Source organism: Rhodobacter lacus (assembly GCF_042683065.1).
Lineage (GTDB): Bacteria > Pseudomonadota > Alphaproteobacteria > Rhodobacterales > Rhodobacteraceae > Rhodobacter > Rhodobacter lacus.
Genome location: NZ_JBHUIX010000004.1, coordinates 45326 through 63157, shown reverse-complemented (window position 1 = coordinate 63157; position 17832 = coordinate 45326). Strand labels below are relative to the sequence as shown.

Annotated in this window: 18 protein-coding genes and 1 riboswitch; all 18 genes read left to right on the top strand. The window is 65.4% G+C overall.

The features are described from left to right. Positions 1 to 80 precede the first annotated feature (80 nt). Positions 81 to 1409: a tRNA (N6-isopentenyl adenosine(37)-C2)-methylthiotransferase MiaB gene (gene miaB / locus ACFSM0_RS03745; protein WP_377387378.1), complete on the top strand. Its 1329-nt coding sequence runs from the start codon at positions 81 to 83 to the stop codon at positions 1407 to 1409. Between the two features lie 238 nt (positions 1410 to 1647). Continuing rightward, positions 1648 to 2196: an OmpA family protein gene (locus ACFSM0_RS03740; protein ID WP_377387375.1), complete on the top strand. Its 549-nt coding sequence runs from the start codon at positions 1648 to 1650 to the stop codon at positions 2194 to 2196. A gap of 11 nt (positions 2197 to 2207) precedes the next feature. Continuing rightward, positions 2208 to 2507 carry a hypothetical protein gene (locus tag ACFSM0_RS03735; protein WP_377387372.1) on the top strand — a complete coding sequence of 100 codons (300 nt, stop codon included), beginning with the start codon at positions 2208 to 2210 and terminating at the stop codon, positions 2505 to 2507. 179 nt (positions 2508 to 2686) lie between these two features. Then, the gene (locus ACFSM0_RS03730) at positions 2687 to 3706 is read left to right on the top strand and encodes a PhoH family protein (protein WP_377387369.1); all 1020 of its coding nucleotides are present in this window, start codon (positions 2687 to 2689) and stop codon (positions 3704 to 3706) included. Further along, entirely contained in the window at positions 3687 to 4199 is a 513-nt protein-coding gene (ybeY, locus tag ACFSM0_RS03725) for an rRNA maturation RNase YbeY (protein ID WP_377387366.1), read from the top strand. The genes ACFSM0_RS03730 and ybeY overlap by 20 nt, the downstream gene beginning before the upstream one ends. Positions 4200 to 4229: 30 nt before the next feature. Beyond that, positions 4230 to 5177: a transporter associated domain-containing protein gene (locus ACFSM0_RS03720; protein WP_377387363.1), complete on the top strand. Its 948-nt coding sequence runs from the start codon at positions 4230 to 4232 to the stop codon at positions 5175 to 5177. A gap of 7 nt (positions 5178 to 5184) precedes the next feature. Continuing rightward, the gene (gene lnt / locus ACFSM0_RS03715) at positions 5185 to 6717 is read left to right on the top strand and encodes an apolipoprotein N-acyltransferase (RefSeq protein WP_377387360.1); all 1533 of its coding nucleotides are present in this window, start codon (positions 5185 to 5187) and stop codon (positions 6715 to 6717) included. Positions 6718 to 6724: 7 nt separating this feature from the next. Next, positions 6725 to 6776, top strand: a riboswitch (SAM-SAH riboswitch). A 7-nt stretch (positions 6777 to 6783) separates the two neighbouring features. Beyond that, the gene (gene metK / locus ACFSM0_RS03710) at positions 6784 to 7950 is read left to right on the top strand and encodes a methionine adenosyltransferase (protein ID WP_377387357.1); all 1167 of its coding nucleotides are present in this window, start codon (positions 6784 to 6786) and stop codon (positions 7948 to 7950) included. Between the two features lie 399 nt (positions 7951 to 8349). Continuing rightward, a complete protein-coding gene (gene trmB, locus ACFSM0_RS03705) occupies positions 8350 to 9087 on the top strand; it encodes a tRNA (guanine(46)-N(7))-methyltransferase TrmB (protein ID WP_377387354.1) in 738 nt (245 codons plus the stop codon). An 83-nt stretch (positions 9088 to 9170) separates the two neighbouring features. Beyond that, positions 9171 to 10517 (top strand): 3-phosphoshikimate 1-carboxyvinyltransferase, encoded by a 1347-nt coding sequence (gene aroA / locus ACFSM0_RS03700; RefSeq protein WP_377387351.1) that lies wholly within the window; start codon positions 9171 to 9173, stop codon positions 10515 to 10517. A 107-nt stretch (positions 10518 to 10624) separates the two neighbouring features. Next, on the top strand, positions 10625 to 11212 hold the full coding sequence (locus ACFSM0_RS03695) for a (d)CMP kinase (RefSeq protein WP_377387348.1): 588 nt from the start codon (positions 10625 to 10627) through the stop codon (positions 11210 to 11212). Between the two features lie 114 nt (positions 11213 to 11326). Next, the gene (locus ACFSM0_RS03690; RefSeq protein ID WP_377387345.1) at positions 11327 to 11959 is read left to right on the top strand and encodes an NAD(P)H-dependent oxidoreductase; all 633 of its coding nucleotides are present in this window, start codon (positions 11327 to 11329) and stop codon (positions 11957 to 11959) included. A gap of 174 nt (positions 11960 to 12133) precedes the next feature. Beyond that, a complete protein-coding gene (rpsA, locus tag ACFSM0_RS03685; RefSeq protein ID WP_377387342.1) occupies positions 12134 to 13813 on the top strand; it encodes a 30S ribosomal protein S1 in 1680 nt (559 codons plus the stop codon). Between the two features lie 289 nt (positions 13814 to 14102). Continuing rightward, complete coding sequence (ihfB, locus tag ACFSM0_RS03680; RefSeq protein WP_097068101.1) at positions 14103 to 14390, top strand: integration host factor subunit beta; 288 nt, start codon at positions 14103 to 14105, stop codon at positions 14388 to 14390. Between the two features lie 8 nt (positions 14391 to 14398). Next, on the top strand, positions 14399 to 14755 hold the full coding sequence (locus tag ACFSM0_RS03675; RefSeq protein ID WP_377387338.1) for a LapA family protein: 357 nt from the start codon (positions 14399 to 14401) through the stop codon (positions 14753 to 14755). A gap of 8 nt (positions 14756 to 14763) precedes the next feature. After that, positions 14764 to 15438 carry a phosphoribosylanthranilate isomerase gene (locus ACFSM0_RS03670; RefSeq protein ID WP_377387335.1) on the top strand — a complete coding sequence of 225 codons (675 nt, stop codon included), beginning with the start codon at positions 14764 to 14766 and terminating at the stop codon, positions 15436 to 15438. Between the two features lie 118 nt (positions 15439 to 15556). Then, positions 15557 to 16789 carry a tryptophan synthase subunit beta gene (trpB, locus tag ACFSM0_RS03665; protein ID WP_377387332.1) on the top strand — a complete coding sequence of 411 codons (1233 nt, stop codon included), beginning with the start codon at positions 15557 to 15559 and terminating at the stop codon, positions 16787 to 16789. 533 nt (positions 16790 to 17322) lie between these two features. Further along, positions 17323 to 17832: a hypothetical protein gene (locus ACFSM0_RS03660; RefSeq protein WP_377387329.1), complete on the top strand. Its 510-nt coding sequence runs from the start codon at positions 17323 to 17325 to the stop codon at positions 17830 to 17832.

Genomic DNA, 17832 nt, shown 5'->3' with positions numbered 1-17832 from the left:
CTCTGCCGGGGCTTTGGGGGCGCGGCAAACTTGCGGCTGCGGGCCGTTTGCGGTATCGGAACGCGATCACGGAGAGCCCCATGACCCAAGCGCCCGCCGAGCCCAAAAAGCTCTATATCAAGACCTATGGCTGTCAGATGAACGTCTATGACAGCGAGCGCATGGCCGAGGCGATGGGCGCGGAGGGCTATGTGCTCACCGAGACGGTGGAAGAGGCCGATCTTGTGTTGCTCAACACCTGCCACATCCGCGAGAAGGCGGCCGAGAAGGTCTATTCCGATCTTGGCCGCTTGCGCCCCTTCAAGGAGGCGAAACCGGATCTGAAAATCGGCGTTGCGGGCTGCGTGGCGCAGGCCGAGGGCGCGGAGATCCTCGCGCGGATGCCGCTGGTCGATCTGGTCGTCGGCTCGCAGAATTATCATCGCCTGCCCGCGATGGTGAAGGCGGCGGAAGCGGGCGAACAGCCCGTCGACACGGAATTCCCCGCCGAAGACAAGTTTGATCTGCTGCCCGAGCGCCCGGTGCCGGCGCGCCCCACCGCCTTTTTGACGGTGCAGGAAGGCTGCGACAAATTTTGTGCCTTCTGCGTGGTGCCCTATACGCGCGGCGCAGAGATCTCGCGCCCGGTGGCGCGGATTTTGTCGGAGGCGGAAAAGCTGGTGGCGAAGGGCGTGCGCGAGATCACACTGCTTGGCCAGAACGTCAATGGCTATCATGGCGAGGGGCAGGGGGGCGCGTGGGGCCTCGGGCGGCTCGTGCGCGCGCTCGCCCGCATCGACGGGCTGGAGCGGATCCGCTACACCACCTCGCACCCCAATGACATGGCCGATGACCTGATCGAGGCGCATGGCGCGGAACCGAAACTGATGCCCTATCTGCATTTGCCGGTGCAATCGGGCTCGGACCGGGTGCTCAAGGCGATGAACCGCAAGCACACCGCCGAAGAGTATTTGCGGCTGATCGAGCGGATTCGGGCCGCGCGCCCCGATATCATGCTCTCGTCCGATTTCATCGCGGGTTTCCCGGGCGAGAGCGATGCGGACCATCAAGCGAGCCTTGATCTGATCCGTGCAGTGGGGTTTGGCGCGGCCTTCTCGTTCAAATATTCGCCGCGTCCGGGCACGCCTGCCGCGCACCGGGAGGGGGTGCCCTCCGAGGTGGCCGATGCGCGGCTGCAAGAGCTTCAGGCGCTGATCACCACCCAGCAGCGCGCCGCGCAGGAAAGCATGGTCGGGCGCACCGTGGGCGTGCTGTTCGAGAAGCCGGGCCGGATGGCCGGGCAATGGGGCGGCAAGTCGGATTACCTGCACGCCGTTCATGTCAGCGCCGAGGGGATCGGGCCGGGCACCTTGGCGCAGGTGAGAATCACCGCTGCGGGGCCGAATTCGCTCGCCGGTGTTCTGGCCTGAGCGGCGCTGGCGCGGCGGCTTCGCATGGCCCCGCACTGCGGCATGATTGTGGCGCAACTGTTTCCGGTCTTGCGCGCGGGGGGTCATCTGCGGGCGCTTTGTTCCTGAAGGCAACACAATAAGCAGGGAAAGCCTCTTTCCTTGTCGCAATATTTTGTTACTCTGAGCGCTATTGGCGAGATTACGCTCGGCGGAAATCCGCCAGAGCGATGCATGCATTCGAGGAGGCCTTGCGGCGATGACGAGAGTGATCCGAGGAGTGAAACCGGCCGCATTGCGCCTGGGCGCAGCAGCCCTGGTACTGGCGGGTTCGCTGGTTTCGGCCGCGGCCGACGAGACCTATATTCCGGGGATCTGGATCGACCCCGATGGCTGTGAACATTGGGCGATGGATGACGGCGCCGAGGGCTACATGGATGCCCGCAAGACCCGTGACGGCCGCCCGGTTTGCCACCGCGACGTGTGCGGCGTGCTGCAAACGGATACGCTTTTTGCCACCGACAGCAGCCGCGTGACGGCCTCTGGCCGCGCTTATCTGGAAAACTTCTTCCGCACCGCACAGGCGCGCAGCTTCATCATCACCGGTCACACCGACAGCCGCGCCTCGGATGAATACAACATGCGCCTCTCCAAAGGCCGTGCCGAGGCGGTTGCGAGCGTGGCGCAATCGGTGGGCGCGCCGGTGCTTGCGGTGAACTGGTATGGCGAGCGGATGCCGAAGGCGACCAACGCCACCGCTGCGGGCATGGCGCAGAACCGCCGTGTCGAAGTCATCTGCGTGAAATGAGGGGGGCGACCATGAAGGCCACGAAACTCCTGCTGCTCGGCCTTGCCGCTGCCGGTCTTGCCGCCTGCGACGATGTCGGCCCCGACAAATCCTATGATCGCGGCATCAACTCTCACCCGCTCTCGTCGATGCAGGCCGGTGTCTGGATCGACCCGGAGGGCTGCGACCACTGGATCATCGACGATGGGGTCGAAGGATACATGACCGCGCGCGTCGATGATTACGGCAAGCCGATCTGCTCGGGCGCGGGCCCGGCCAATACCGTGGTCGGCCCGTTCAAGGCGGGCTCGCCCGTGCCCGATCCGCTCTGAGCGGAAATCTGGCAGCCGCACAATATTTCATCAAAGAGGCCGTGCAGCGCTTTGCACGGCCTCTTTCGTGACGTAAAGATGAATTTAGTATCGGTCTATGATCTGAGGGCAAACCATCTCTTGCGTGAAACCGGGGTGGGGTGCACCATATCTTTACCACACGAGCCAGGGAGACGTATTTGGGCTTCAGCGCGATCTCACCCCCGCCGAGCACTCAGGTTGCTTATGAAACGCTTCTTGAGTATCCCGACAACCGCCTGCTGATCGACCTTTGCGGAGAATTTGACCGCAATCTCGCGCAGATCGAACACAAGATGTCGGTGCATATCCTGCGACGGGGCAACCAGTTGGCCATCGTCGGCACGCCTGAGGCACAGTCTCAGGCGGCGGCGGTGCTCAACACGCTTTATGCGCGCCTCGAACAGGGCAAGGCGATCGACGCGGGCGAGATCGACGGCGCGATCCGCATGTCCGACCTCGGCCATGACGGGGTTTCCGTCGACGAACAGCTCGAGATGTTTGCGGCGGGCAAATACGAGATCCGCACCCGCAAAAAGCAGATCGAGCCGCGCACCGATGCGCAAAAAGCCTATGTGCGCGCGCTGTTCGAGAATGAGCTGGCCTTCGGCATCGGCCCGGCAGGCACCGGCAAGACCTATCTGGCGGTGGCGGTGGGCGTGACGATGCTGATTGGCGGGCATGTCGACAAGATCATCCTCTCCCGTCCGGCGGTGGAGGCGGGCGAGCGGCTCGGCTTCCTGCCCGGCGACATGAAGGAGAAGGTCGATCCCTACATGCAGCCGCTTTACGACGCGCTGAACGACTTTTTGCCCTCCAAGCAGCTCGCCAAGCTGATGGAGGAAAAGCGCATCGAGATTGCGCCGCTGGCCTTCATGCGCGGCCGCACGCTGGCCAATGCCTTCGTGGTGCTGGACGAGGCGCAAAACGCCACGACGATGCAGATGAAGATGTTCCTCACCCGTCTGGGGCAGGGGAGCCGGATGGTGATCACCGGGGACCGCACCCAGATCGACCTGCCGCGCGGCACCGCCTCGGGGCTGGCCGATGCCGAGCGCATCCTTGCTGGCGTGAAGGGCATCGCCTTCAATTACTTCACCGCCGCCGACGTGGTGCGCCACCCCCTTGTGGCGCGCATCATCGACGCTTATGACCGCGCCGATGACGGACCTGCTGGTTGATTGCCTGATCGAAGCACCGGCCTGGGAGGCGCTTGACCTTCCGGGCCTTTGCGAACGCGCGGCCCGCGCCACGCTTCTGGATCAGGAGCTGGTGGCGGAGGAATGGGAAATCAGCCTGCTTGGCTGCGACGATGCGCGCATCGCCGTGCTCAATGCCGATTTTCGCGGCAAGCCCACACCCACCAATGTGCTGAGCTGGCCCGCGCAGGATCTGGCCGCCGAGGAGGATGGGGGCGAGCCCTGGTTCCCGGAGCCTTTTGCGCCGGGGGAACGTGATTCTCTGGGCGATATTGCGCTCGCTTACGAGACCTGTGCGCGTGAAGCCGAGGCGGCGGGCAAGAGTGTTCACGAACATGTCACACATCTGGTGATACATGGCGTGCTGCATCTTCTGGGCTACGATCACATCCGCGACGCAGACGCGCAGTTGATGGAAGCCTGCGAAGTGCGTATCTTGGCCACTCTGGGGGTGGCAAACCCCTATGAGCTTTAGCGGCAGTGCCGCTCCATTTGGAAAGGTATGATGGGACAAGTCGCAGACGGAAGCGATTCCGCCGCAGTGCCCGCTTCGGACCCCGAAGCCGGCGACAGTAGCTCGGAGCCCCCCTCTTCGGAGCGGTCGCTTGAGCCGCATTCCTCCGAAACACAATCCTGGGGACTGTTTGGCCGCATTTTTGGCGCGCTGGGCGGAACGCATGGCGAGGGTGAGGCGCTGACCGCGGCCAATACGCCGCCTGCCGCCAATACCGTGGGCCTGCCGGGGCTTGGCAACCTGCGCAAGATGCGGGTGGGCGATGTTGCCGTGCCGAAGCCGGAAATCATCGCCGTGCCCGTCACCACCCCGCGCGATGAACTCGTCGAGGTGTTTCGCACGCAGGGCTATTCGCGCTTGCCGGTGTTCAAGGACACGCTCGACACGCCCGTGGGCCTTGTGCACCTGAAAGACCTCGCGCTTGGCTGGGGATTTGGCGCGGGCTCGGGCCGGTTCTCGCTGCGCAAGCTGTTGCGCCCGCTCCTTTACGTGCCCCCCTCGATGCCGATTGGCGTGCTGCTGCAGAAAATGCAGGTGCAGCGCATCCATATGGCGCTGGTGATCGACGAATATGGCGGCGTGGACGGGCTTGTGACGCTCGAAGACCTGATCGAACAGGTGATCGGCGAGATCGAGGACGAGCACGACGAGGAAGAGGACGGGATCTGGAAGCTCGAAAAGCCCGGTCAATGGATCGTTCAGGCGCGCGCGCCGCTGAGCGATTTCGAGGCTGAAATCGGCATGCGGCTCGGCAATGACGAGGAACATGCCGAGATCGACACGCTCGGCGGGCTTGTCGTGACCGAGATCGGGCGGGTGCCCGCGCGGGGCGAAGTGATCGTGGCCGAGAGCGGCGTTGAATTTGAAGTGGTCGATGCCGATCCGCGCCGCGTGAAGCGGCTGCGGGTGCGGCTGCCCGGCATCGCCCCCGCGGAATAGGATCTGAATGCGCGTTCCTGCTGGCTACAATCCGATCTGGCGCCCGCTTGTCTGGGCGCTGGCAGCTCTTCTTGGCGCGGGGGTGGCGCTCGGTCAGGCGCCCTTCGGGCTCTGGTGGCTCGCGCTCCCGGCGCTCAGCCTGCTGTTTCCGCTTGCCCTGCGCACCGCGCCCTTCAAGGCGGGGCTCTTTGCCGGCATGGGCTATGCGGCGGTGGCGATGTTCTGGATCATTGATCCGTTCTTCGTCGAGCCCGATGTCTATGGCTGGATGGCGCCTTTTGCGCTGTTTTTCATGGCGTTGGGCTTTGGGCTTTTCTGGGCGCTCGGCATCGGGCTTGGCGTGAAGCTGGGGGTGGGGGAGCCTTCGCGCGCGGCCGGCATGGTGGTGGGGCTGCTCACCGCGGATCTGGTGCGCTCCTATATCTTCACCGGCTTTCCCTGGGTGCTCTTTGGCCATATCTGGCTTGAGACACCGGTGGCACAATTCGCCGCGATCATCGGCGCGCAGGGGCTCGGGCTTGTGACGCTGGGCGTGGCGGCCGCGCCCTGGCTGGTGCCGGCGCGACGCCTGATCGCGCTTGCGGTCGCGGTTGCCGTCTTGGTCGGGCTCTGGATCGGCGGGATCGTGTTGCGCACCGCGCCGCTGCCGGAGCGCGCCGCGCCCGTCAACCTGCGCATCGTGCAGCCGAACGCGCCGCAGGATCTGAAATGGCGCCCCGATTACGCCGAACAGTTCTTCTTTCGTCATCTCGATCTGACGGCGCAGCCGCCCGCTGCGGGCAAGCCCGCGCCGGATCTCATCCTCTGGCCCGAAACGGCAGTGCCGTTCCTGCTCAATGATCCCGGTGCGGGGCTTGCGATGGTGGCCGAGGCCGCTGCGGGCAAGCCCGTGGCGCTTGGGATCCAGCGCGCGGAGGGCGCGCGCTATTACAATTCGCTCGCCGTGATCGGCGCGGGCGGGCAGGTGAGCGCCCTTTACGACAAGGTGCATCTGGTCCCCTTTGGCGAATACATCCCCTTTGGCGATGCTTTTGCAAAGATCGGCATCAGCGCCTTTGCCGCGCAGGAGGGGAACGGCTATTCGGCGGGGGCGCATCGCATGGTGCTGGATCTGGGCGCCCTTGGCCGGGCGCAGCCGCTGATCTGCTATGAGGCGGTCTTCGCCGATGAGATCTCGGGCGATGATCCGCGCCCCGACTGGCTCATGCAGATCACCAATGACGCCTGGTTTGGCACCTTCTCCGGGCCTTGGCAGCATCTGGCGCAGGCCCGATTCCGTGCGATCGAATTCGGCCTGCCGCTCGCGCGCTCGGCCAATACCGGAGTGAGCGCGCTGATCGACGCGCGCGGGCGGGTGCTCTCCAGCCTCGGCATGGGCGTGCAAGGCGTGATCGACGCGCCCCTTCCCCCCGCCGCGCCTGCGACAATCTACGCGAAAACAGGGGATTATCCTCTGGGCCTTGCGCTATTTCTGGCGATGGTGGCAATTTTTGCCCCTGCGCGCTTTGCGCGCGTTGACCGGCGCAAAATGCGGGTCTAGGCAGGATCATCCGTCCCAACGGCTTCCTGGCGGGGCGGGTGAAATTCTCTAATGGAGCACTTCCCAATGTCTCGCACGAACTACGTCTTCACCTCCGAATCCGTTTCGGAGGGCCATCCCGACAAGGTCTGCGACCGCATCTCCGATGCCGTCCTCGATGCCTTCCTTGCCGAAGAACCCAATGCCCGCGTTGCCTGTGAAACTTTCGCCACCACGAACCAGGTGGTGGTGGGCGGCGAGGTCGGCCTTTCGGACAAGACGCGCCTTGCCGAATTCATGACCCGGATCGACGGGATCGTGCGCGAATGCGTGAAGGATATCGGCTATGAGCAAGATGCCTTCCACTGGGCGACGCTGAATTTCGCCAACTATCTGCACCCGCAATCGGCGCATATCAGCCAGGGCGTCGACAAGGACGGGGCGGGCGACCAGGGCATCATGTTCGGCTATGCCACCGACGAAACGCCCGAACTGATGCCCGCGCCGATCCAGTATTCCCATGCGATTCTGCGCCGTCTCGCCGAGGCGCGCAAATCGGGGGAGGCGCCGACGCTCGGGCCCGATGCGAAATCGCAGCTTTCGGTGCGCTACGAGAACGGCAAGCCCGTGGGCGTGACCTCGATCGTGCTCTCGACCCAGCACAAATACGAAAGCCAGACCTCGGACGACATCCGCGCCATCGTCGAGCCCTACATTCGTGAAGTGCTGCCCGAAGGCTGGATCGACGAAAGAACCGAATGGTGGGTGAACCCGACCGGCACCTTTGTCATCGGCGGGCCGGATGGGGACGCGGGGCTTACAGGCCGCAAGATCATCGTGGATACATATGGTGGGGCGGCGCCCCATGGCGGCGGCGCCTTCTCGGGCAAAGACCCGACCAAGGTGGACCGCTCGGCCGCCTATGCCGCGCGCTACCTCGCCAAGAACGTCGTCGCGGCGGGGCTGGCGAAGAAATGCCTGATCCAGGTTTCCTATGCGATCGGCGTGGCGAAGCCGCTCTCGATCTATGCCGATACCTATGGCAGCGGCGAAGTGCCCGACGAGGTGATCGAGCGGATCGTGGCCGAATGCATGGATCTGACCCCGCGCGGCATTCGCACCCATCTTGACCTGAACCGCCCGATCTATGCGCGCACCGCGGCCTATGGCCACTTTGGCCGTGCGCCCGAGGCCGATGGCGGCTTCAGCTGGGAAAAAACCGATCTGGTCGAGGCGCTGAAAAAAGCGCTCTGATCCGGTCAGACAAACCAAAGGAAGGGGGCTGCGGCCCCCTTTTTCGTACCCGGACCTTGTGCGTCCTTTCCCCCAAGGGCTTTCGCCGTCAGCGCGGCAGAGGGGCAAAGCCCCTCTCCGGCTTCCGGCGACCCGGCGGGGGGGCATAGCCCCCCCGCACCCCCCCGGCGCGCCTCTTTTCCCGCGATGAAAATTGGCTCAGGGCGCGCATCTGGCCGCAAATGCCCTTTCTCCTTGCCCGAAATATCCCGGGGGGTGCGGGGGGCAGCGCCCCCCGCCGGGTCGTTTCGGCTCTGCCGAAGCGAAAATAGGATCCGTCCCGCCGTGACGCGCGGGTTTTCGGCGGCATTTTGGGGGAAGGGCTTGACCCGTCGTGCGCGCACGCCTAGAGGCGCGGCCATGACCGATAGTCCCGCGCCCCAAAACCCCGATCCCGCCGCGGCCTCCTCCGAGGCCGCGCCCGAATGGCGCAACTTCTACGGGCGCCGCTCGGGCAAGACGATGCGGCCGAGCCAGAAAACCTATCTGAGCGAAGATCTCGCCTCGCTCACCCCGCAGGGGATCTCCAAAGAGGAGAACCCGGGGCGCGAGGTGATCGACCCCGGCACGATCTTTGGCAATGACGCACCGCTCTGGCTGGAGGTCGGCTTTGGCGGGGGCGAGCATATGGTGCATATGGCGGCGCGCTATCCGGGCATCAACATCCTCGGTTGCGAACCTTTCATCAACGGCGTGGCGATGCTTTTGGGCAAGATCCGCGCCGCCGGTGTTGCCAATGTCGCCATCTGGCCCGGCGATGCGCGCGATGTGATGGAAGTGCTGCCCGAAGGCTCTGTCGCCAAGGCCTTCCTGAACTATCCCGACCCCTGGCCCAAACGCCGCCACCATCGCCGCCGCTTCGTGACGCAAGACCACCTGCTGCCGCTCCACCGCATTCTTGCGCCGGGCGCCGAGTTCCGCGTGGCCACCGATATCCCCGACTACATGAAACAGGCCCTGCGCGAGGCACCGAAGGCGGGTTTTGCGCTCACCGCCCATACGCCCGCGCCCTGGGAGGACTGGATCTCCACCCGTTACGAGCAAAAGGCGCTGCGCGAGGGTCGCACGCCCGATTACGCCACCTTCCGGCGCGCCTGACGGCGGACCGGGCGGTGGCCAAACGGGGGCTTCCGGGGCGCGCGGGCATGCGTTAAGAGCAGGCCAGCAACAGGGAGGCTTCCATGTCCGGTCACGGTGACCCCATTCCCATGGTCTCGCGCAAGGGCGGCGCGCTTTCGGGCGAGGCCCGCGTGCCCGGCGACAAGTCGATCTCGCATCGCGCGCTGATCCTTGGCGCGCTCTCCGTCGGGCGCACCGAAATCACCGGCCTTCTCGAAGGGCAGGACGTGCTCGACACGGCAAAAGCGATGCGCGCCTTTGGCGCCACCGTGATCCAGCACGGCCCCGGCCATTGGTCGGTTGAAGGGGTGGGCGTGGGCGGCTTTGCCGAACCCGCCGATGTGATCGATTGCGGCAATTCGGGAACAGGCGTGCGGCTGATCATGGGCTGCATGGCCACGTCGCCGATTTCGGCCACCTTCACCGGCGATGCAAGCTTGCGCAAACGCCCGATGGGGCGGGTGACGGACCCGCTCGCGCTCTTTGGCGCGCGCGCCTACGGGCGCGAGGGCGGGCGGCTGCCGATGACGGTTGTGGGCGCGGCTGAGCCGGTGCCGGTGAGCTACACCACGCCGATGGCCTCGGCGCAGGTGAAATCGGCGGTGCTGCTCGCGGGCCTCAATGCGCCGGGCGAGACCGTCGTGATCGAGAAAACCCCGACGCGGGATCATACCGAGCGGATGCTGCGCGGCTTTGGGGCCGAGGTGACGGTCGTGGCGACGCCGGAGGGCAACCGCATCACACTGAAGGGCCAGCCCGAGCTTACGGCGCAAACGGTTGCCGTGCCGCGCGACCCCTCTTCCGCGGCTTTCCCGGTCTGCGCCGCGCTGCTGGTGCCGGGATCAGACATCCTTGTGCCCGGCGTGAGCCAGAACCCGACCCGCAATGGCCTCTTCCTCACGCTGAAGGAAATGGGCGCGCGGATCGACTTTCTCAACGAACGCGAAGAGGGCGGCGAGCCGGTGGCGGATTTGCGCGTGCGCTATTCGGAACTCTCCGGCATCACCGTTCCAGCGGCGCGTGCGGCCAGCCAGATCGACGAATATCCGGTGCTCGCCGCCGTTGCCGCCTGTGCGCGGGGCATCACGGTGATGCCGGGCGTGCATGAGCTGCGCGTGAAGGAAAGTGACCGGATCGATGCGATGGCGCGGGGCCTTGAGGCCTGCGGCGTCACGGTCGAGGAAGATGACGACACGCTGATCGTGCACGGGCGCGGCCCGGATGGCGTGCCGGGGGGGGCGACGGTGGCCACCCATATCGACCACCGCATCGCGATGAGCTTCCTCGTGCTGGGGCTGGCGGCGCAGCAGCCGATCACGGTGGATGACGGCGCGCCGATCGCCACCTCCTTCCCGGTGTTCGAGGATCTGATGCGCGGGCTCGGCGCCACCATCACGCGCGCAGATTGAACCTTCGGGACGCTCCGCGGGGGATATTTAGGGCAAGACGAAAGCCCATTTCATCTTGCCTTAAATATCCCCGCCGGAGGCTCCGACCGCAGACATATGAGGGCGGCATGCAATTCACAGTAGCGATCGACGGGCCGGCAGCGGCGGGCAAGGGCACGATCTCGCGCGCGGTGGCCGAGCGTTTCGGCTTTGCCCATCTTGATACCGGCGCGCTTTACCGCGCTGTCGGGATGAAAGGGGGCGACCCTGTGGAAGCGGCGCGCGCGCTCTCGCCCGAAGATCTTGCGCGCGATGATTTGCGCACGATGGAGGCGGGGCAGGCCGCCTCGAAAGTGGCGGTGATCCCGGAGGTGCGCCAAGCTCTTCTCGACTATCAGCGCGATTTTGCCCGCCGCGCGGGCGGGGCGGTGCTCGATGGCCGCGACATTGGCACCGTCATCTGCCCGGATGCGGAGGTGAAGCTTTTCGTCACCGCGTCTGCCGAGGTGCGCGCGCATCGGCGCTGGCTCGAGGTGGGGGGCGAGGAAGCGCAGGTTCTGGCCGAGGTGCGCGCGCGCGACGAGCGCGACATGACCCGCGCCGATGCGCCGCTCAAGCCCGCGGCAGATGCGGTGTTGATCGACACTTCCGGGATGAGCGTCGAGGCGGCGGTGGCCGCGGCCTGTGCCGAGGTCCTGGCGCGTCTTCCCGGCTGATTTTGCGCTTTTGCGCATGGGCAAGGTGCGCAGGCGCGCAAAGTGCGCGATTGCAGGCGCGCAGACTGCGCATATCTTGCGCGCACCGGCCGCTGACGGCACGAAAGGATTCCCATGCTCATCGACACGCTCACCTGGCGCTATGCCACCAAGAAGATGGACCCCGCCAAGGCCGTCCCGGAAGAGAAACTGGCGCGCATCCTGCGGGCCGCGCAGCTCGCGCCGACTTCTTCGGGGATCCAGCCTTTCGAGATCTTCGTGGTGACGAACGCCGAGACCCGCGCCAAGCTGCGCGCGGCGGCGGGCGGTCAAAGCCAGCTTACCGACGGTTCGCATGTGCTCGTGTTCGCGGCGTGGGACAATTACACCGAGGCCCGCATCGATGCGGTGGTCGATATGATGGTGGCCGAGCGCGGCGTGCCGCGCGAGATGGTGGCGCCCTATTACGAGAACCTGAAAGCGGCTTACCTGCCGCGTCCGGCCAACGTGAACGCCGACCATGCCGCGCGTCAGGCGTTTTTGGCCTTTGGCATGGCGCTTGCCCAGGCCGCCGAAGATGAGGTCGATGCGACGCCGATGGAAGGCTTCGATCCGGCCCAGGTCGACGACATTCTCGGCCTGCGTGAGAAGGGGCTGCGCTCCGTCACGCTGATGCCGCTGGGCTACCGCGCCGCCGAGGGCGACTGGCTGCTTGGCATGAAGAAGGTGCGCAAGCCGCTTGACGAGCTTGTCACCCGCATCGACTGAGCGCGCGGTCGCAGGCCGCAAAGCCAACAAATCCTTGCCCCGGGGCTGATTCGCGCCTATAGGGGCCTCGTCCGAGGGGGTGGCCACAAGCTGCCCCCTTGCGATATTCGCAACGAAAGACCGGCGGAGCCAACCGCATGGCCAGTCAAACCCATGTAAAGGAAACTCAGACGCATGTGCGCCAAAGCAACCATGGAAGAATTTGAAGCCCTCCTGCAGGAGAGCTTTGAGATCGACACCCCGAACGAGGGTTCGGTCGTCAAGGGCAAGGTCATCGCCATCGAGGCGGGCCAGGCCATCATCGACGTCGGCTACAAGATGGAAGGCCGCGTTGATCTGAAAGAATTCGCCAACCCGGGTGAAGCTCCCTCGATCGCCGTTGGCGACGAGGTCGAAGTTTACCTCGACCGCGTCGAGAACGCGCGCGGCGAAGCGGTGATCTCGCGTGAGAAAGCCCGCCGTGAGGAAGCCTGGGATCGTCTGGAAAAAGCTTACGCCTCGGAAGAGCGCGTCGACGGCGCGATCTTCGGCCGCGTCAAGGGCGGCTTCACGGTCGACCTCGGCGGCGCCGTGGCCTTCCTGCCCGGCAGCCAGGTCGATGTCCGCCCGGTGCGCGATGCCGGCCCGCTCATGGGTCTGAAGCAGCCGTTCCAGATTCTGAAAATGGACCGTCGCCGCGGCAACATCGTTGTCTCGCGTCGCGCCATTCTCGAAGAATCGCGTGCCGAACAGCGCGCCGAAGTGATCGGCAACCTCTCGGAAGGCCAGATCGTCGACGGCGTGGTGAAAAACATCACCGAATACGGTGCCTTCGTTGACCTTGGCGGTGTGGACGGCCTGCTCCACGTCACCGACATGGCCTGGCGCCGCGTCAACCATCCGTCGGAGATCCTGTCGATCGGCGAAACCGTCAAGGTTCAGGTCGTCAAGATCAACAAGGACACGCACCGCATCAGCCTCGGCATGAAGCAGCTGCAAAGCGATCCGTGGGATTCGGTCGAGCAGAAATTCCCGATCGGCTCGGTGCACAAGGGCCGCGTCACCAACATCACCGACTACGGCGCATTCGTCGAACTCGAAGCCGGTGTCGAAGGTCTGGTGCACGTCTCGGAAATGTCCTGGACCAAGAAAAACGTCCACCCCGGCAAGATCGTTTCGACCAGCCAGGAAGTCGACGTCATGGTGCTCGAGATCGACACCGCGAAACGCCGTGTGTCGCTTGGCCTCAAGCAATGCCTGCGCAACCCGTGGGAATCGTTTGCCGATGCCCATCCGGTGGGCAGCATGATCGAAGGCGAAGTGAAGAACATCACCGAATTCGGTCTGTTCATCGGCCTCGACAACGACATCGACGGCATGGTGCACCTGTCGGACCTGTCGTGGGACAAGCGCGGCGAGGAAGCGATCCAGGATTACCGCAAGGGCGACGTGGTCAAGGCCGCCGTCACCGAAGTGGATATCGACAAGGAACGCATCTCGCTTTCGATCAAGGCGCTCGATGCCGACACCTTCTCGGATGCGGTTGATGGCGTGAAACGCGGCTCGGTGATCACCGTGTCCGTGACCGCGATCGAAGATGGCGGCATCGAGGTCGAATACAACGGCATGAAGTCCTTCATCCGCCGTTCCGACCTTGCCCGTGACCGTGCCGACCAACGCCCCGAGCGTTTCCAAGTGGGCGACCACGTGGATGTGCGCGTTGTCAACGTCGACAGCAAAACCCGCAAGCTCGGCGTGTCGATCAAGGCGCGCGAGATCGCCGAAGAGAAAGAAGCCGTGGAACAATACGGCTCGTCCGACTCGGGCGCCTCGCTCGGCGACATCCTCGGCGCTGCGCTCAAGGGCCGCGAATAAGCCATACCCGCAAGGGTGGTCGAAGGCCCCGCCATGTGCGGGGCCTTCTGTTTTGGGCGATTCGTTTCGCCGTGTGACGGGATGGGCGGGATGGGCGGCAAAGCCCGCGAGGCCTGCCCGCGGCGCATTGACGTTGCGACGGAGTGCCCCGGAGGCTGCGCAATGCCCTTCTCGACCGCTAAATCCCCCGTTTTTCCAAGCCTTTGCTGTTTGTGCCGTCGCAAATTGCCATTATAATTGAGCAAATCGAAAACGGGCCGCGAACCTCAGGCCCCCAGGGGGGACGACCATGATCCGATCTGAACTGATCGCCAAGATTGCCGAGGAAAACCCACATCTGTTCCAGCGCGATGTCGAGAAGATCGTGAACACGATCTTTGAGGAGATCATCGAGGCGATGGCGCGCGGGGACCGGGTGGAGTTGCGCGGTTTCGGCGCCTTTTCGGTGAAGAAACGGGATGCTAGAACGGGGCGCAACCCGCGCACGGGCAGCTCCGTCGCGGTAGACGAAAAACACGTCCCCTTCTTCAAGACCGGCAAGCTTCTGCGGGACCGGCTGAACGGGGCAGAGGAGTAAGACCCCAGATGATCCGCCTGATCCGCTATCTGTTCCTTCTCGTGCTGGCCCTGGTGCTGGTGACGCTGGCGATGTCGAACCGCGACCTCGTCACGCTGCAGCTCTTGCCCGCCGAGGCCGAGACCTATCTGGGCATGAACTGGCGGTTGCAGGTGCCGCTCTTCCTCGTGATCTTCGCGGGGATGGGGCTGGGGCTCCTGATCGGCTTCGTCTGGGAATATCTGCGCGAAATGCGCTTCCGCTCCACCGCGCGCAAGGCGACGAAAAAGGCCGCCAATCTTGAGCGCGAATTGGGACGGCTCAAGGCCAAGACGCAAGGTCCGAAAGACGACGTTCTGGCGCTGCTCGAAAAACCCCGCGGCTGAGCGGGCAGGTGGTTACCATCGCTGTCAATCGCGGCCGCCCCGGCGGGGTGCGCTGCAAGATCTGCGGGCTGAAAACGCCCGCAGATGTGGAGGCCGCGCAGGCGGCGGGGGCGGGCTATGTGGGCCTTGTGTTCTTTCCGCGCTCGCCCCGGCATCTTGAGCTATCCGACGCGCGCGAACTCGCGCTTTCGGTGCCGATGGGGCTCGCCAAGGTGGCGCTTGTCGTCGATGCCGAGGATGCGCTGATCGATGCGATCACCGCTGCCGTGCCGCTCGACATGCTGCAACTTCATGGGAAGGAAAGCCCCGCGCGCGTCGCCCAATTGCGCGCGCGCACCGGGCTTCCGGTGATGAAGGCCGTGGGCGTGGCCGAGGCGGCCGATCTGGCGGCGATTGCCGATTACGAGGCGGTGGCCGATCAGATCCTCATCGATGCCAAGGCCCCCAAGGGCGCGCCGCTGCCGGGCGGCAACGGGCTCGCCTTCGACTGGCGGCTGATTGCCGGGCGCGACTGGGCGCGGCCCTGGATGCTTGCAGGCGGGCTGACGCCCGAGAATGTGGCCGAGGCGGTGCGCCTGACCGGGGCGACACAGGTGGATGTGTCTTCCGGTGTCGAGCGCGCGCCGGGCGTCAAGGATGCCGCCAAGATTGCCGCTTTTGTGGCCGCCGCGCGCGGGGCGTGAGGGCCGGGTGGGGGCGCTGCCCCCACACCCCCGGGATATTTCCGGCAAGATGAACAGGCGGAACTTTACCCTGCGGGGCCGGCGCGCTATCTGCGGGGCAGGTATGAGGGGAATGACCATGGCCGACGATCTGCTCAACAGCTTCAGAACCGCACCCGATGAGCGCGGGCGCTTTGGCCTTCATGGCGGGCGTTTTGTCTCGGAAACGCTGATGCCGCTGATCCTCGAACTTGAGGCGCGCTATGAGCATGCCAAGACCGACCCGGAGTTCTGGGCCGAGATGGAGCTTTTGTGGCGCGATTACGTGGGCCGCCCCTCGCCGCTCTACTTTGCGCCCCGCATGACCGAGGAGCTGGGCGGCGCCAAGGTCTATCTCAAGCGCGAAGAGCTCAACCATACCGGCGCGCACAAGATCAACAACGTGCTCGGCCAGATTTTGCTGGCGCGGCGCATGGGCAAGACCCGGATCATCGCCGAGACCGGCGCGGGCCAACATGGCGTGGCGACGGCCACCGTCTGCGCGAAATTCGGGCTCAAATGCGTGGTCTACATGGGCGCGACCGATGTTGAGCGGCAGGCGCCGAACGTGTTCCGCATGCGGCTTCTGGGCGCCGAAGTGCATCCCGTCACCTCGGGCCGCGGCACGCTCAAGGATGCGATGAACGATGCTCTGCGCGACTGGGTGACCAATGTGCGCGATACGTTTTACTGCATCGGCACCGTGGCAGGCCCGGCGCCCTATCCGGCGATGGTGCGCGACTTCCAGTCCATCATCGGCCGCGAGACGCGCTGGCAGCTTGAGCAGCAAGAAGGCGCGGGGCGGCTTCCCGACACGATCATCGCCGCTGTGGGCGGGGGCTCGAATGCGATGGGCCTGTTCCACCCGTTCCTGGACGACAAATCGGTGAAGATCATCGGCGTCGAGGCGGGCGGGCATGGCGTGGATGACCGGATGGAGCATTGCGCCTCGCTCACCGGCGGGCGTCCGGGCGTGCTGCATGGCAACCGCACGTACCTTTTGCAAGACGAGGACGGGCAGATCCTCGAAGGCCACTCGATCTCGGCCGGGCTCGACTATCCGGGCATCGGGCCGGAGCACAGCTGGCTGCATGACATTGGCCGGGCCGAATATGTGTCGATCACCGATAGGGAGGCGCTGGAGGCGTTCCAGTTCTGCTGCCGCACCGAAGGCATCATCCCGGCGCTGGAATCGAGCCATGCGCTCGCCCATGTGATGAAGATCGCACCGGGCCTGCCCAAGGACCATATTATCGTGGCCAACCTTTCGGGGCGTGGCGACAAGGACATCTTCACCGTTGCCAAACACCTCGGCTTCGAAATGAAGATCTGATCCGGGTCCATGCACCGGCGCGCCGTCTGCGCCACGGCATGGGATCTGGTTCTCGGCCCGGAGCCCCAGATGGGCCAAAGCGTTATGCGCCGCCCTTGGGCCGGGGGCTTCGGTCAGGCTGGCGCCGGTAAAACGCGCGCCGGTCAGACCCCGCGCCCGCGTAACGTTGCCCGAAAAGCCCAAGCGCCGATGATCGCGTTTCCGCCCGCGGCAGCGGTCGCGTCATCGCCCTGGCGCCGGCGCGCCTGACTGAGAAAGCAGATTTGCGGCGATGCGTCCTGCCCACCCGGAGAGCAAGGTCCGGGGAGGGCGGTCAGGGCGCGGGCCCCGTCTGCCTGCCTCTATCACCAAGGTTTAAATCGCCTTCATCGCAGCGTGAAAGCCTATGGACCGGGTCCCGCGCAGCTTGCTTTTGCGCCCGGGCGCGCGTCTTGTGAACGTGACACGGCCCGGAGCCCGGCTCTCGGGGTGCCTCGGCGCGGGCAACCGCAGATTGTCTCGAACGCAGATCAAACCACGAAGGGAAGGCGGCCATGGCGCAACGCGGCACGACGGGGGTTCTTCTGGGGCTCGCCCTTGTGGTGGCGGGTCCGGCGTTTGCCGATCAGCAACAGCAGATCGTTGCCGAGCTGCAGGCCGAGGGCTACAGCTCTATCGACATTTCCACCACATGGCTGCGGCGCACGCGGATCGTGGCCGAGGGCGCGCCGGGGCAACGCGAGATCGTGCTTGATCCGCGCAACGGCGAGATCTTGCGCGATTACGCCCGCCCGGTGGCGGGGGCAGTGGACACCCCGCCCAAGCGCCCCAGACCGGGCGGAAGCGGGAAGGCGGCGGCCGGTGGCCCCGCTGGCCCGGGTGGCCCCGCAGGTCCGGGCGGGCCCGGAGGTCCGGGTGGCCCCGCGGGCCCCGCTGGTCCGGGCGGCGGCCCCGGAGGCCCTGGTGGTCCCGGTGGTCCGGGCGGCCCCGGAGGTCCCGGTGGTCCCGGTGGTCCGGGGGGAGCGGGCGGTTCTTCCGGCTCAAATGCCGGTGCGGGGTTTTGA